14 protein-coding genes are annotated in these 16,147 nt (G+C 35.9%); 9 read left to right on the forward strand and 5 right to left on the reverse strand.

Features of this window, described 5'->3' with window-relative positions:
• Positions 1-30: 30 nt before the first annotated feature.
• Both VCM44_RS05920 and VCM44_RS05925 read right to left on the reverse strand, forming a co-directional pair.
• On the reverse strand, positions 31-1,374 hold the full coding sequence (locus tag VCM44_RS05920; RefSeq protein WP_120405114.1) for a tetratricopeptide repeat protein: 1,344 nt from the start codon (positions 1,372-1,374) through the stop codon (positions 31-33).
• A complete protein-coding gene (locus tag VCM44_RS05925) occupies positions 1,367-1,804 on the reverse strand; it encodes a hypothetical protein (RefSeq protein WP_115363660.1) in 438 nt (145 codons plus the stop codon). Before VCM44_RS05925 ends, VCM44_RS05920 begins: the two co-directional genes overlap by 8 nt.
• Positions 1,805-1,996: 192 nt before the next feature.
• Here VCM44_RS05925 and VCM44_RS05930 point away from each other — a divergent pair, with 192 nt between their 5' ends.
• A complete protein-coding gene (locus tag VCM44_RS05930) occupies positions 1,997-2,254 on the forward strand; it encodes a hypothetical protein (RefSeq protein ID WP_199506668.1) in 258 nt (85 codons plus the stop codon).
• A gap of 38 nt (positions 2,255-2,292) precedes the next feature.
• Here VCM44_RS05930 and hisS read toward each other — a convergent pair whose 3' ends face one another.
• Positions 2,293-3,636: a histidine--tRNA ligase gene (hisS, locus tag VCM44_RS05935; protein WP_334678286.1), complete on the reverse strand. Its 1,344-nt coding sequence runs from the start codon at positions 3,634-3,636 to the stop codon at positions 2,293-2,295.
• A gap of 104 nt (positions 3,637-3,740) precedes the next feature.
• Between hisS and VCM44_RS05940 the strand changes: the two genes are divergently transcribed.
• The 7 genes from VCM44_RS05940 to VCM44_RS05970 all read left to right on the forward strand — a co-directional run bounded on the left by VCM44_RS05940 (position 3,741) and on the right by VCM44_RS05970 (position 12,470).
• Positions 3,741-4,700 (forward strand): M23 family metallopeptidase, encoded by a 960-nt coding sequence (locus tag VCM44_RS05940; RefSeq protein ID WP_334678287.1) that lies wholly within the window; start codon positions 3,741-3,743, stop codon positions 4,698-4,700.
• Positions 4,700-5,914, forward strand: coding sequence for a DNA recombination protein RmuC (locus VCM44_RS05945; RefSeq protein ID WP_115363654.1), 1,215 nt, complete (start codon positions 4,700-4,702; stop codon positions 5,912-5,914). Before VCM44_RS05940 ends, VCM44_RS05945 begins: the two co-directional genes overlap by 1 nt.
• 244 nt (positions 5,915-6,158) lie before the next feature.
• A complete protein-coding gene (locus tag VCM44_RS05950; protein WP_115363652.1) occupies positions 6,159-6,623 on the forward strand; it encodes a hypothetical protein in 465 nt (154 codons plus the stop codon).
• A gap of 139 nt (positions 6,624-6,762) precedes the next feature.
• Complete coding sequence (locus VCM44_RS05955) at positions 6,763-8,181, forward strand: hypothetical protein (protein ID WP_115363650.1); 1,419 nt, start codon at positions 6,763-6,765, stop codon at positions 8,179-8,181.
• Positions 8,182-8,209: 28 nt separating this feature from the next.
• A complete protein-coding gene (locus tag VCM44_RS05960; RefSeq protein ID WP_334678288.1) occupies positions 8,210-11,047 on the forward strand; it encodes a hypothetical protein in 2,838 nt (945 codons plus the stop codon).
• Positions 11,048-11,494: a hypothetical protein gene (locus VCM44_RS05965; RefSeq protein ID WP_334678289.1), complete on the forward strand. Its 447-nt coding sequence runs from the start codon at positions 11,048-11,050 to the stop codon at positions 11,492-11,494.
• A 1-nt stretch (position 11,495) separates the two neighbouring features.
• Complete coding sequence (locus VCM44_RS05970; RefSeq protein ID WP_334678290.1) at positions 11,496-12,470, forward strand: PilW family protein; 975 nt, start codon at positions 11,496-11,498, stop codon at positions 12,468-12,470.
• On the opposite strand, the gene VCM44_RS05975 is transcribed toward VCM44_RS05970, so the two are convergent.
• Together VCM44_RS05975 and VCM44_RS05980 are read right to left on the reverse strand one after the other, a co-directional pair.
• Complete coding sequence (locus VCM44_RS05975) at positions 12,467-12,718, reverse strand: BolA/IbaG family iron-sulfur metabolism protein (RefSeq protein WP_115363642.1); 252 nt, start codon at positions 12,716-12,718, stop codon at positions 12,467-12,469. The genes VCM44_RS05970 and VCM44_RS05975 overlap by 4 nt on opposite strands.
• A 13-nt stretch (positions 12,719-12,731) precedes the next feature.
• Positions 12,732-13,130, reverse strand: a complete 399-nt coding sequence (locus VCM44_RS05980) for a hypothetical protein (RefSeq protein ID WP_334678291.1) — start codon at positions 13,128-13,130, stop codon at positions 12,732-12,734.
• Positions 13,131-13,241: 111 nt separating this feature from the next.
• Between VCM44_RS05980 and VCM44_RS05985 the strand changes: the two genes are divergently transcribed.
• Positions 13,242-16,142, forward strand: coding sequence for a helicase C-terminal domain-containing protein (locus tag VCM44_RS05985; protein ID WP_334678292.1), 2,901 nt, complete (start codon positions 13,242-13,244; stop codon positions 16,140-16,142).
• Positions 16,143-16,147: the final 5 nt, after the last annotated feature.

Below are 16,147 nucleotides of genomic sequence, written 5' to 3' on the forward strand. Positions count from 1 at the left end.
TTCAAAAGTGCGTAAGTGACTGGAATTTCGTTAAGCGTTATAAAATTTATTCAGACGAGACTTCATATGGGGATAGATTTTGATGGCCTGCTCATACCACTCCTGAATACTCTCTTCTTTACGATTCATATCGACAGAGCGTTTGATGATAATTTCAAATAATTCTTCTGATTTGAATCCACTATTTAATGTGTCGATGGCCATCTTTAAAGACTGGGAAGCAGTAGAGTCTTTATCTGCGACGAGGGCATCCATGAGTGGAGCATTCTCATACTTTGGAAATTTTTCTTTTTGCTTAACTTGCACGAATTTAGTGGTCTTATTATCTGGTGTTTGAGTCAGGATAATAATCATTTTTTCTAAAATTGCAGGCTTTGTTGCGCAAATGATTGAAGCTTCCTCAATTAGCTTTAATGCCTTTAAGTATTTCTTATTTTTTTGTAAGTCTTGAATAGATGATTTATCAAATTCAATTTTTTCAAGTTCACATCGAGCATAGATGACAATGGCCGCAGAAATGGCATCTTTGATCTCATCTGAAGGCTCATTTACTTTCTTATAAGCATCATAATAATTTAAAATTAATTCATGCTTACCAGCTGCAACTGCAACCATTGATAAGTCTTTCAACATATCTGGTGAAATAGGGTAGTCCGCATGCAGTTTAAGTGAATACTGCAAGGCCATATAGTAATTTTTCTGATGTTTATAAGTTTTAAAAAATAGCTTTAGAGTATTAAAGTCTTTTGGGTTTATTGTATAAGACTTCTCAAGTGCTTTAAGGGACTCTTCAAAATTCTTATCTTTGAAATGACAAAGTCCTTCCAGATAATATGTTTCATATGGCCCTTTTGATAACTCTCTGGCCTTCTCTACAATCTCAAAAACTTTTGCATGATCTTTTCCTACTTGTTCATAAGCGGCATTGATAAGTTTTCGATAATCACTTGGAGATGATTTCATCTCGTATAACTTATCCATTAAGGCTTTTATACTATCTACAGTGAATGGGATCGGTAGAACGAGATCCACTTGTTGTTGAGCAATTTTTGAAATCGCATCAATGGAATCATTTTGAGTCAGTAGAATGAAGCTGTTGTTGATTCGATTTGGCTGAAGCTTTAAGTGCTTCTTTAAAACGTCGTTATAGCGACCTTGATCAAGTACTTCGTAGCTAAAAACAAGATTGGGCTCAAAAGAGTCGAGCTCTTTAAGGGCATCATGAAAAGTTTTAGCAAAACGTACATTCTTACGTTCAATACCAAGTGACTTAAATGCATTCTCGTATGCAACACGGGCATTACCGAGAGACTCAACCACTAAGACTTCTAAGTCTTTAAAGAATGTTTGTTTTCTTGGATCTTCGTTACTCATCGACTGGTACTTTCCTAAATTTATCTAATAAATTATTTGTCTTCTCTAATCGATTCAAAATTACATTTTCAATCTTCTCGTGCATCTCCTTACTCTCTTCCAGAACTTTAAAAGTTACGTGGTTCTGCTCGTCGTTATATGCACCAATATCCATGACTTCACTTGTTAGCTTTATGGCCTGCTCATGCTTTGTTAAATCGGCTGAATTGGCCTTTGTTACAAGTGAATTTTGGACAATATATAATTCAATCCTATGCCCTAGGGCACAGCTATTTTTCGGTAATAGAGCCGTTAGTTTTTGCGGAGATACAAGCATAACAAGATGACACTTATTTATCTCAAGCACACTAGTGTGACTAGTAAGGTTCTTAATTACTAAAATGAACCTGTTGCTTTTTTGGCTTGCAATTTTAAACACTTGCTTTTCCATCTCTAAAGACTATCTCAAGGAAGGATTTTATGCAAAATGACGTATTTTACCCAGTTATTTAGGATAGTTAAGCCTAATTTTCGGCAATTATAGGAGGCGATCGGTTTTTTTTATTGACGTAATAAATGCTAGGTACTTAAAATTACTATATTACATATTTTTCTACTAAAACAACTAAACAAGAGGTTTAAAATGGCTAAAAAGAAAAAAGCAGCAACTAAGAAGAAAGCAGCTCCAAAGAAAAAAGCAGCTAAGAAATCAACTAAGAAAAAGGAAATGCTACTAGTTGGTTCAAAAACTAAAGAAGCACTAAAGGGTAAAGGATACAACGTATCTTCAGACGCTCTTGAAGCAATGAACGAGTACGTATACTGGCTAGTTGATCAAGCTCAAAAGAGATGTACAGCTAACGGTAGAAAGACAATTCGTCCATACGATATCCTAGGATAATCAAACGAATTCATTTCGTTAGAAATAAAGAAGCCTCGCTATGCGAGGCTTTCTTGTTTCTCTTGACCTGTTTCCATGTCTTTTATTTTTAAAATTCTTTGTTCTTTTTCCTGATCCCCATAGAAGATTACATTCTTAACCCCACGCTTGTTGGCGTAAGTCATCTGCTTCTTCATCTTGGCCGAAGTAGGGTAGATCTCAATTGAATGGCCTTGCGCTCTAAATTTGCGAGCAATTTGGAGGTATTCTTTTTGGTCGTCATCACTCATATTGATGATCATAAAATCTACGCTTGCGCCGATATCTTCAAAGAGTCCACGATCAAGCATGACATCATAAATTCTTTCAGCTCCAAATGAGATTCCCACACCTGAGAGCTTCTCTTTTTGACCAAACATACTCGTTAGATCGTCATAGCGTCCACCGCCACCGATACTTCCCATTGAACCATCAACAAGTTTTACTTCAAAAATGCAACCTGTGTAGTAATCAAGTCCTCTTGCTAGAGTCGGATCAAAAACAAGGTTTTCAATTCCTAGCTCACGCACATTTGAGAGAACAAATTCAAGTTCTTCAAGGCCAAGTTTACCAACTTCGTCTTCTCCTAGAAATTCTTTGATTGTTGAAAGCTTCTCATCAGAGCTTCCTTCTAAGGTAAGAAGTGTTGAGAGTCTTGCTACTTGCTCTTCACTAAAGTCACGTTTTAAAAGTTCTTCTCCAACTTTCTCAGCTCCAATCTTATCGAGCTTATCAATGGCAATTGTCATATCAGTAAGCTTATCGCTGACGCCTAGAACACTAGCAATACCTTGAAGGATCTTTCTGTTATTGATGACGATTTCAACACCATCAAGCTTTAGGTCGTTGAAAACATCGTGATAGACTTCAACTAGGGAAACTTCACTTAGAAGTGATTCTGTTCCGATAATATCTCCATCACATTGATAGAATTCGCGATAACGGCCTTTTTGAGGACGATCCGCACGCCAGACTGGCTGAATTTGATAGCGTTTAAATGGGAGGGCCAGCTCATTTAAATTGGCACACACATAGCGAGCAAATGGGATGGTAAGGTCATAGCGTAGACCGCGATCACACATCTTTGCTGAGATTGCTCCAAGATTTTTCTCTTCTAAATCTTCTGGTTTTACCTTCTTTAGAAAGTCTCCTGAGTTTAGAACGCGAAAAAGAAGCTTATCTCCTTCTTCTCCATATTTACCAGTGAGGACGTTCAGGTTCTCAACGGCAGGTGTCTCTAGCGGCATAAAGCCATGTGATTGAAACCTTTTTTTAATTGTATCAAATATATAATTTCGTCTTGATGATTCAAGTGGACCAAAGTCACGTGTCCCTTTTGCATTTTGTGGCCTAATCGTCGCCATTTAATTACCCCTTCGAAATAAATATATTTGTTTATACCCTTATTTTTAGCACTTTTAAAGCAATAGGCCTTTAAAAATCGCAACTTATTTGCCATAATTTCCTTATGAGACACAATACAACATTTTTCCTATTTTCATTTTTACTCTTTCTCTGTTCATGTGCAGGCCTTAAGCCTCTACCAAAGCTTGGAACTTATGAGGTTGAACAACGTATAGCCTACCCAGGTAAGGTGAATAAGATTATTTTAGACCTGCCAAGTCTCGGGGAAGAATTTCATATTCTCTGTGGAGATAAGAGGCTTTCTCACGAAATTAAAAATGGAAAAATAACGGCATTCTATGCTCCGAGATATTGGTACTTTGAAACAAAAGATGGTGAGAAAACAGATGCGCCAAGTAATGTTCATTGCTACTTAAAGTCTAAGGTCTACGGAAGTGAAGTTCAGTATCACTTTACGACATTTAATATAAGGCCATTTGATTATAAGAAATCTTATATCAAGGTGGCAAAGAAGCACGTTGATCTTTCTCCTGAAGCGGTTGAGCGCTGGAAAAGAGAAGTGAAACTACAAAGTGAAGCTTATGCAAGTGCTGTTACAGATCGTTCATTAACAGATAAAGATTTTATCCGCCCGCTAAATAGTAAGATCACTGCTGTTTATGGTAATCGCCGTGTATTTAACGATAAGAAAAATAGCTGGCATTCTGGTACGGATATGCGAGCAAGAAGGCCAACGCCAATCAAAGCATCAAACGATGGGAAAGTAATCCTTGTTGAAGATCTCTTCTTTAATGGAAAGGCGGTCTTTATTGATCACGGTGCTGGTGTCATCACAATGTATTGCCACTTGTCAGAATTTAAAGTTAAAACTGGCGATACAGTTAAACGTGGTCAAATTATAGCTTTAAGTGGTAATACTGGACGCTCGAGTGCTCCACATCTTCATTGGGGAGTGAGAGTGCAAGGTAATTGGGTCGATGGCCTACAGTTTTTAAAAGAGCAAAAGAAGCAGTTGAATCCACAGGCATATAAAATGCCTAGTGAAAAAGAAGGAATGAATTAATGGCCTTAACGATAGTAGTTATTGTTCTTCAAATTGTAATTATTGGATTCCTCTTTTTAATTTTTAAAAAAGAGCAAGTTGTTAACTTTGACGAAGTTAATAATTTAATTCGTTCTCAAAAGAATGAAATGACGGATACTTTATTCAAAAATAATAATCAGCTAGCAGAAAACTTCTCTAATCTAAGAGAACTTGTTGCTGAAAGATTGATGGAGACAAAAGGTGCTCTAAATAAGGATCTCTTCACTTTTAAAGATCAGCTTGGAAAAGATCTTGAGGCGAAGTTTGATAAAACGAATAAGTCAATTCAAGATAAACTGCAAAATATTGATAATAAAGTTCAAGAAAACCTCAACGAGAATTTCAAGAAGACTAATGAAACCTTTACTGGAATTATTGCTCGTCTTGCTAAAATTGATGAGGCCCAAAAGAAAATCGAATCACTTTCGACAAATGTTGTAAGCCTTCAAGAAGTTCTAACTGATAAAAAATCACGTGGGATCTTTGGAGAGGTTCAGCTAACTTCACTTTTAAAGTCAGTATTTGGTGAGGGTGATAAGTATTATAAGCTTCAGTACAAATTAAGTAATGACAAGCTCGTGGATGCAATGGTTGATCTTCCTGATCCAATTGGAAAGCTTTGTGTGGATTCAAAGTTTCCATTAGAAAACTTCAAAAGAATGTTTGAAGGATCATTGGAAGAGAAGGCGAGTGCACGTAAAGAATTCGTACGAAATGTAAAAAAACATATCGATGATATTTCAAGTAAATATATTATTAAGGGTGAGACTGCTGAGCAGGCCGTTCTCTTTCTTCCGGCCGAGGCCATCTTTGCTGAAATTCACGCATATCATGAAGATATTATTTCTTATTCTCAAAAGCATAATGTTTGGATCGCATCACCGACAACTTTTATGGCAACTTTAACAACTGTTCAAAGTGTTATGATGAATATGGAGCGTTCAAAGTATATGTCTATTCTTCACGAAGAAATCAATAAATTAGGTAAAGACTTTAATCTCTATGAGAAGAGATGGACTGATCTAACAAAGCATCTTGCAACAGTTACTAAAGACGTTAATAATATCAATATAACTACAGGTAAAATCTCTAAGAGATTCCAAAAAATTATGGAAGTAGAGATTGATAAGGCACAGTTGGCCAACGTGGCAGAAGTTGAATTTACTAGTCAGGAACCGTCAAATGACTTATAATAGTCTTTAATTCTTATAAAATTTTATCTATCGAAGGAATATATATGAGTTTAGAAGTATTTGTTGCATTGTGTTTAGTAGGGTTTTGGGCACTTTTACCAGCATCTCTAGCGATCGCATGTAAAGACTTTGATGATGCGATGATGGATGATCATCACTAAGAAACAGGTTAACTTTTTCCATGTTTCAATAACTTAAGTGAGCTCCTATAATAAATTAAACACTTATTATAGGAGTCTCATAAATGGCAAAAAATCGCCGACGCCTCAAGCAAATCTGGATTAACCCAGAATTTCAAAAACACTTTCTCGTTAAATTTGGATTTTTAAATCTCATCTCGTGTGGACTTTTTGTTGCCACAATTTTGTCGTTTCTTGTAAATGTCAGAGAGATGGCAGAGGAGAGTGGCTTCTTTCAAAGTGCTGCCTTTCAAGGCTTTTGGGATGTTCAAGTTCAAATCATAAGCTTTTCTCTTCTTATTGCAGTCTTAGTTTCTTTCTTTCTATTTCTATATTTAGGTTTAACAATGTCCCACAAGATTGCGGGCCCTTTATATCGTTTAAACAATCACTTTAAAAAACTAGCTAAGTCTGAAGAGGATGAAGAACATTTTCTAGAGAAAGTAACATTTCGAAAAGGAGATTACTTCAGAGAGATCGAGGATTCTTTTAATGATTTAGTCGATAAGCAGAACTCATCTCATGAGTAATGCCAAGAAAAGTTCTCATGTATTTTTAGTAAGATACGTTGGGACCAAATTGAGTTGAAGTAAAATCAGTAAGTTGTAAGTAGTTAAAAAACCTATGTTAATCTAAAGAAAATTACTTGCAAATAAGGGGATCTCAGAAGTGTTAGTACTAATATTTTTAACAATCTTTAGTAGTCATCAAGTCTTTGCTCAAGGAATTTCTGTCATTCCAAATAACACGGCCCTTGGCGTTAGGTTAAACCAAGTGGGAAATGTTATTAAGAAGAACTCGTGTGATCAATTTCGCTCAAAACATTTAAATATTACGCTAACTCCTACTTGTTATGGTGCAAACCTGAGACATGCTAAGAGTACGATTGATCCTCGTGGTGGTGATATTAGAATGAATGTGAAGTTATCAAATGGTGGACAACACTTTGAGAGTAATACGGTCTTCTCTCCTCAGGTAACTTGGCCAAATACTTATGGGCAATCATGTACGTGGAATGCTGAATCAAATGATGTTAATTGTTTAATAAAAAGTGGAAACTCTTCACGTGATGTTAAATATAAATGTGCTTACAAGAGGGCAAAGTTCTTTTTAAACGATGCTCTTGATTGTCGTCGTCAAGGAGACCCTCTAGCTCAAGCAGCTCTCAATTCAAATATTAAATGTAAATTCTTCTATAATTGGAAGGGAACTGGCTACGCTGCCAAGTCTTCATATACGAAAAAGCCTGGGCTTGCCAATTGTGGTATCCGAGGTAAGGAAGCAATGGATGTTTCAACTGAAATTGTATCAGGTGCACAGGAAGATACTGAAAGTGAAATTCATGAAGGTGAAGTCAATGTTTCAATTGCGCAATTAAGTATTCCAAAAAGAGTTGGAGCACGTGATCTAAGTACTGGCCGTGTAATTTTCTCTGGCTCTTCTAGTGATGTGCGTGTGGAATTCTTTCAACATAATGAAAAAGAAGATAAGTGGGTTAAGCTCGACTATAAAGGAAGTATTGGCCTTAATGACTTTGAAGACTGTCTAAATGTAAAAGCGGCGTTTCTTGGAAGAAATCAATTCTGTGGCTCTTATTATTCACCACTAATGTTATTCTTCGATGCGAATCTCCCTGACTTCTTAGGAAGAAGTTCATTTCCACTAATAAATGATGTACCAGTCGTAAACTGGGTAGAGCCTAATTCGAAAGGTTATTTCCTTGCCATTGATCGAAACGGTGATGGAAAAATTAATAGTGCCCTTGAGTTATTCGGTGATCAAAATACATATGAAAATGGCTTTAGAGCTTTAGCTAAGTATGATTCTAATAATGACGGTGTAATCGATATTAATGACGAAGTATATTCAAATTTAATTCTATGGAATGATCTCAATGGTAACGGGATCAGTGAAAGTTCTGAAATGACGACATTACCAAAGAAAGGTGTTACTTCAATAAACTTAGAATATAAAAGAGGACATATCGCTTTTGAAGGGCGAGCAGAGGCCAGAGAGAAGTCGACTTTTACGACTGAAGATGGACGCATTGGAAGCGTTTACGATATTTGGTTTTCTCCTGCAATATAGTAATTGAATTGATTAAAAATGGATTTTTATGAAGTTGTTAAGAAATGAACGCGGTGGTGCTGCTCTAGCATTTATAATTTTTGCTTCGGTGGCCGCAGCGTATCTCACAATGAACCTAAATCAGGTTCTCGACGTTGTCTCAAAAAAGAAAAAAGATGGCCGCATTAATGCTGAAATGGATACCTTTACTCGCGGTATTATTTCATACACGACTCATGCTTTAAAAAATCGTTGGTGTATGGATGATAAGTGGGCCAGAAGCGAAAGCTGTTCTGGAGATATGCATGAAGTAATTAGTAATAAATTAAATCTTGAAAGGCTCCTATGGTCTAGCGCTTCTCTAACTGCGATTAAGCAAGCCTATAAAAATGAATATAATAAAGAAATTGGCTTTGAACCTGCTCTTGATGAGGTCTCGACAACAATAAGTATAAAGTCTCTAGGGGAGTTAAGTCAGTCCCATCCAATTAACCTTTCTCTAACTAATACGCTTAGAAATTGTATGGATGAAGTTTCAATTTCTTTAAAGAAAGCTGAAAATAGTGCTCTTTATAAATCAGGGGATGATCGCTATATCGAAATCTTTGTTGAAGCAAAGATGAAGGATATCGATAGATGCTCCGATTATAATAGTAGGCCCTACGGGAGAAGTTTAGTTGGTCTATTTCCAAGAACCCTAAATCAATTTGCAATCATTAAAGGTGGGGATCTAGACTTATCTAAATATACTGGATCAGAAAGCTCTAAAGGTTTAAATATTCACGCACCAATTTATGTTGATAATGACCTTATTCTACCGTCGAGCTCTTATGCACCAGTTGGGATTTATTCCAATATTCATTTAGGAAGAGGTGCTGTCAAAAGTGGTTCTGGTAATTTTGTACCAAAGAGTTTTGGTGGACAGGATGATCAACTTTATTCGACTTATGCTAATGTAAAAACGATAAAACGTGGCGTTGTCTTTGAAGACGAAGTCGATGAGGGGATTGCCGCCTTATTTGGTAATGAATATTATGTTGATACAAGTCTTGCAAAGAAGTGTGATATTTGGCGCGAGCTAGAAGAGAACTTATCTGAAACTAGAGATTCTAGATTATTTGGTAAATTAAGTGGTAGTGGATTTAGTGTCGGACTTTCAAAAACAAATCTTCCGATATCAAATGAATTTAAAGAATATGCCTTCCCAAGTGAATTAGTTAGCTCAACGAAGGGCTATACTGTTATTTTAAAAAATGACAAAAATACAGTCTCTTATATAGATGTAGGTAAATCCGAAAAGCCAATCATGAAAATGGACGTTTCTGTTCCTGCAAATGGCGAAACAGCAGAGTTATTACTAGCACGTGATACAGAGTTCAAAATTAACTTAAACTCTAGCATTAACTTTATTAAATCTAAGGAAGTTCTTGCTAAAGAAACAGTAACAGATGAAGAATTTGATGACACTTATAAGGAAAATGACTTTCAAAGAGTTGTGAGAAATATTTCAAGTAAATGTAGTGACCTCAACTCTAAAGATCCTAAGGTAAGATCAGATAAATGTAGCCTTGTTGATTCTAATTTTAATGAATCAAAAAGTAGTAGTTGTGCAAGTGTATACAACGATAATCCTGGTGCTAAGGCCAGCTGCGAGTCTCGTGTTAACGCAATCGAGACTGCTTCTAACGAATATGCTGAAATGAAGGATGAATCACTTGAAGAAATTGAAGAGTATTTAAAAAAGCAGCCTAGTATTGATTTTAGTCTTTCGGCCTCAACAACAAATATCACAAACTTTAAAGTTGATATAAGTAATAAGGATCAACTCAATAGTGATGCGTATAAGAATATATCTGATATTACATTGTCGTTAACAGCTTTTGATTTTGCCATTGAGAATAGTTCTAATTACACAACAGGCCGACGTAATAATGAGGCCCATAAACCAGGGCCTAATGAATTAGGTAATCCAAACCTCATTAATATAAAACTCATTCGAAATAAAGAAGGAGTGGTGGAATCTATTAAGTATACAAATGCCGAAGATGAAGAGCTTAAGGGATGGACAATGTTAAAGCGCGATAATGGATTTAATGAACCTCCTCGCAAGCCGATGCCGGGACTCTTTGAAAAACTTAGTAAGGAATTATTTATGCCTGAAGATGGGTTAAGTATTTCTGAAAGTAAAGAGTTAAAAGAAAAGTGTTCTGGTATACCTGTTAATGACAATTATTCTTGGGATATCTCTTTTACAAAGAATACGCTGCATTCTTGGATGTATGATGTTGGTGGAAATGGAATTACATTGACTGAGACGATGGAAATGCAAGATCGTTACTTATTTAATCAAAGTAATATGTATCCAGGTGATGCTGGTGGGATACCTAATCAATCGGTCACTAAGAAATGTATTATTCCAAGTGATGTGAGTTTTATCTTTGGTTTCTACGCTTGTCTTGAGCTAGAAATTGAACCTCGTTCAACGCCTTTAACTTTTGTGGGAACACTACTAGTAAATGAGTTAGAAATATCAAGTGGTGCTCTTACCAGTGGTGTGAATTTCTATAGTATTTGGCACCCGGCCGCTATCGAAAAACTAAGAGAGTATAAATGGCTTGCTCGTCGAGATGAAAATGGAGAGTTATTAGAATGTGATTCTAATATTACTGTTTGGAATAAAAATATTTCAAGACAAGAGCAATATGATTTAAGAACTTGCTCCCCAATTCATTTTGTCTTAGAGGGGCCAAATAATTATAACTGGACGACAGTTGATCCAGAAATAGGGCTTCCTGAAAGTGGGGGACTTGTCACAAAATCAAAAATACCAAATCGTTACCGCCGATTTAATATCCAAACATATTGGGTTGAAACTGGGAGTCTATAGTTGAAGTTGGATAATAAAGGTTTATCTTTAGCAGAGATTGTTGTCACAGCAGGCTTATTAGGTGTTCTAATATATGCCTTTGTTGGTGGACAAAATATTTTTAGAAGTGCAAATAAGAAATCGAGAAGTCAGGTCGTTCAACATAATCTTGTTAATTCTTTGTATCGTAAAATATCATCAAATAGTGCTGTTTTTCAGGTTAATATGAATAGTGATGAATTCTTATCAATGACAAGTGTACAAGACCTCAATGAGAAGCTTCCTCTTGCTTGGAATGATAAATTAGTAACATCTGTTGAAGAGTGTCCTAGTTGTCCAGGCCGTATGGGCTATATTCTAATACCACACCCGACATATCGTGGGCTTTTAAAGCTTGTTATTCGCGTAACACATAAGTCTTATATTGAAGGCTTTAAGGATTATGAATTTGTTATTTCAGGGGAATAGAATGTTTAAATTTATAAAAAAGAGTAATGGTTTCTCCCTTGTCGAATTATTGGTTGCTTCAGGACTTGCAGGAGTAGTCTTATTGTCAGCAACGTCATTCTTTAGTCGTTATAAAAGAGATAATAAAAAAGTAACAGAAGAGATTTTAGAAACAATTAATTTAACGCAATTTGAACAGGTCTTAAGTAAGGACCTATCTCTTGCAAAATTCTCTCTGGGCTCACTTGAGTTAATGGATGATAACGATAAGAACTTCTTCGATTTTTATTTTGATGTTACTTGTGAAGAAAATTGTCAAAGAGAGTTCGTTCTTAAAACTCCATCGGGAGTAGGCTCATTTTCTCGCCCCATTTATTTTCTTATTCAAGACCCGTTCTTTTCTAAAGAAGTTATTTTAAATCCAAGTGAAGCTTATAACTCAAGTACAGAGTTTCAAAGTTTAAACTTTAATAATAATTTGAATAATAAATTATATCAGCCTTCTTTACCTGATGAGCAACAAGATATTATATGGAGAAAGGGGGCGCTGATTTATGCCTATGCAAACCTTCCTGTTCGTAAAGATAGTAGTGAGCCAGGAAAGAATGCACCTACTAAATATAATTATCTTGGTTGGGTGAAGTCAAAAGGTGCATCTAAATTAGAAAAAGAAGATATTGAGCCTGATTTATTTATAAATTGGGATGTGAGATCGATGAATTATTATAATAGTGAAGATGACTTTTTAAGAAATATTCCCTTTGTATATGGGCTTGCAAACTCTGTGTATGTAGCAAGAGCTCGAATCATTCGTTACCGTTTAAAAGCTTATAAAGATAATGACCAAGTACTTGGCCGTTTATATCGCGGTGTAAAGAGATCAGATGGAACTTATAGAGAGTTTGTTATTGGAGACGGTTTTAAAGAGTTAAGCTTCTCTCGTAAAGATGTCTCGTTACCATTTATTAATGTTCGATTTGATGTTGTTGAAAACTAAATCAAACCTTGGTTTTGGGCCTGCTCAACAGTTAGTGTTTTAAGCTGTACAGCGTGAAGGTCCTCACTTAGTTTTTGCTTTAGAATATCCATAACCATACGGTGTTGTGCTAGAAGCATCTTTCCTTTGAATTCATCACTAATAATTGTGATTCCAAGATGATCACCACCACCAGTTAAGTCATAAACTTGAACTTGTGAGTCTTTGATATTTTCTTCGATTATTGTTTTTACTTGTTCAAATAACATTTAGTGAATCCTCTTAATTTATAACTGGTTTAGCAGCAGCATAGAAGCTCGTTATAAAAGTTAGGATACGAAATGCTAATGTCGTAATTCCTAGGTAACGATGCTTTGGAATGAATGAGCGATCTCCTGCAAGAACCTTTCTACCTGAGATGATCATTGCGAAATAGAGTACAACACTCGATACTGCAAAGAATAAGTGTATTTTTAAAGCAGTTTGTGATTGAAAGACTTCCAGGGCCTTATCTATCGCACTGCGATTTAATTCAATTTGTAAAATTAGTAGGATATCCCAGATAATTGCGCTCGACATAATTTTAATATGCTTTTTGCGTTTCTTACTCTGCGTCACCCCGTAAACCATAAGAGCTAGGATGATAAATGACTGAATTTGAAAAAAAGTCGCTGAAGACATGTAATGGCCTTATAAAAATACCCAATTAATAATATATACCTAGAATATGACATAAAAAGTTGATTATCAATATGATTCAACAGTGCTAACTTATCTTTAGAGGAAGATGATATGAGCGAAGACAATAACACACTGGGTAAATGGGCATTATTAGATATTGAGACATCGGGCGCTGATGCAAGCGTTGATGAGATCATTGATGTTGGATTTCTTCAATTTGATGGAACAAAACTTATTCATAAGTATGAATCACTATGCCGTCCAGAATTTGAAATTTCTAAATTTATTCAAAAGCTAACTGGAATCGATAATAAGATGCTTAAGAAAGCACCAATGCTTGATGATGTAATTGGTGAGGTTCTTGAATTAGATGGCCATGATATTTTGGCCCACAATGCTGACTTTGAAGCGGGTTTTCTTGATCATCATTTTGAAACTTTGGACTTCAGAGAAGGACATCGCTGGCAAGACTCCCTTTATTTCTTATCATTACTATTTCCACATATGTCTTCTCTTAAACTTGAAAACTTTATTGTGGGTATGGGACTTGCAGATAAAGAGCTACATCGCGGTTTACAAGACTCTATCGATCTATTGAAAGTTGTTATTGTGGCAACACTTATGACGAAAAAAGATGCTGGAAAGTATAATTTCATGATGTCTTTAATGCATAAGTATTCATTAGATAAATATTGGTTCTTTAAATTCCTAAGTCTTTATGAAGAAGATGTTTTAGAGATTGCAAATCAAATTGATTTTGATCCTATTCCACATATTGAAACAGCTCTTGAATGGGCATATCCAAAGACTTTAGAGGATAAGCAAGAATATCATCAAAACTTTGATATGACCTTTAATGGTGCCAATGTAAAAGAAATATTTAGTAATGAAGAAAAAGTCTCAAAATTATTTAATGGTTATCGTTATCGAAAATCACAAGAAGACTTGGCCTTAAAAGTTGGTCAGTCTTTTAAAAATCATATCCATTCAATGGTTCAAGCTCCTACTGGAACAGGTAAGACTTTGGGCTACTTAGTTCCATCTGCATTATTTGCTTTAAGTGAACAAAAGCAGGTCCTCGTTGCAACAGGAACAAAGACACTTCAGGCCCAGGCCATGAATAAAGACGTTCCAGCACTTCATAAGCTCTTAGGTGTCTCACCAAAGGACTTAAAGATTCGCCAACTTGTTGGCTCTAGTAACCACTTTTGCGAGTTACTTTTTACACAAAGACAAAATGAGACAGATTTATTCACTGACACAAAAGACTTCAAAGAAAAATTTAGTGATATTTATTTTGAATCACTTTTCTTTCATAATTCAAATAGTGCACTTGAGCATATGATCTCTCGAAATGATCTTCCTTTCGTTTTGAAAATGAAATTAGAAGACTTTTCACAAGCAGAAAAAGACTTGGCCGTAGATTATAGGGCCTGCTCAAATAAGCAATGTCCATACTATGCAAATTGCACATATATTCGTGGACTTCGAGATGCAAAAGAAGCAGACATCATTGTGGGAAATCACGCCTTGATGTTTTCTTGGACAAAGTCATTTCCACGTCCTCCATACGTCGTTGTAGATGAGGCACATAAGATTGAAGGTGAGGCAACAAAGGCATTCTCTGCTGAAGTAGGGCAGTCTGATCTTGAAAGCCTACAAAAACAATTACAAAACCTACAAGGTCTTGGTTCTCTCTTTTATTTAATTGGAAACCTTATTGAAGGTAATCAGGAAGAAGAGATCTCGGCACTTCGTATGCTTTCAATTGATAGTGCAACTATGTTACGTGATCATTTATTTGAATTACCTGATAAGTTTGAAATGATCTTTAAAAAGATGCCTCGCTATACAGATAAATTCTGGAATGAGCTTCCAATGATTATGCCAACTGAAAAAGAAGGCCTAAGGCTGAGTGTTTTCCATCATCTTGAAAGTATTTACCATCTTCTTAAATCAATTTATGAGAAGGTCTATCCTTATACTGTTCGTTGGCAAGCAAGTGATATGCAAGGGCCGCCTGAGATTACAGCGTGGACTCGCTTTGAATCTTTTGTCGGAACACTTGAAGATATTATGAATGCCTTAGCGCTTCTTTTAAAAATTGAAACGTCAACGCAGCCGTATTCTCTTTCAATGAAGTATCATGAGCAGCAGGGATTTCTTTTAACGGCCGGCCCAATTAATACGGGGAAAATACTTCACGATCAACTTCTTCAGACATCTTCTTCAGTTGTCTATACTTCAGCAACATTAGGCAATGAACATGGAGATCAAGGAAGTCGTGGTATGGAGTGGTCCACAGGTTATCTCTACAGTGAGCCAGAAAGACGCTTTCGTTCAGGATTATTTCTTCCTTCTGTATACGACTATAAGAATAAGACTCGTGTCTTCTTATGCGATGATACGCCATCTTTATATGATAAGGATTTTGTAAAAACAGTTTGTGATCGTCTGGTACCATTTATTGAAGATATTGGTGGTAGAACGCTTCTACTTTTCTCTGCTCGTGCCAGGTTTGAAAAAGCTGTGGAGTATATGTTGGATAAGTTTGAAGGTAAACTTCCTGTCTTTGTTCAAGGTATGGGCGCCAATGTCGTTGAAGAATTTAAGGATTCTGGAAATGGAATTCTAATTGGAATGGAGTCTTTTGGTGAGGGGATTGATGTACCTGGTGACGCTTTAAGATTTGTCTTTATTGATAAAATTCCAGACCTTTCAATGGATCAGGTTATTCGATTAAGACGTGATTATTACGATACAAATATTGGTAATGAATTTGAAGATTATTATCTAGCACACCGTACGCGTAATCTTCATCAAAAGCTTGGCCGACTCCTGAGAACTGAGAATGATGCAGGAGCAGTTGTTGTTATTGATTCACGAATTAAAAAGTGGAAGAATTCAACGATGGCAAAGCTTACAAAGCAAATGGAGCCTTATCAAATTAATCGTACGAACTTTAAACAAGCGCTAGAAGCTTCTAAAGAATTCGTCCAAACATTAGAATAGGCTAG

Origin of the sequence: Halobacteriovorax sp. DPLXC-1 (genome assembly GCF_036903125.1) — a bacterium.
Classification (GTDB): Bacteria; Bdellovibrionota; Bacteriovoracia; order Bacteriovoracales; family Bacteriovoracaceae; genus Halobacteriovorax_A; species Halobacteriovorax_A vibrionivorans.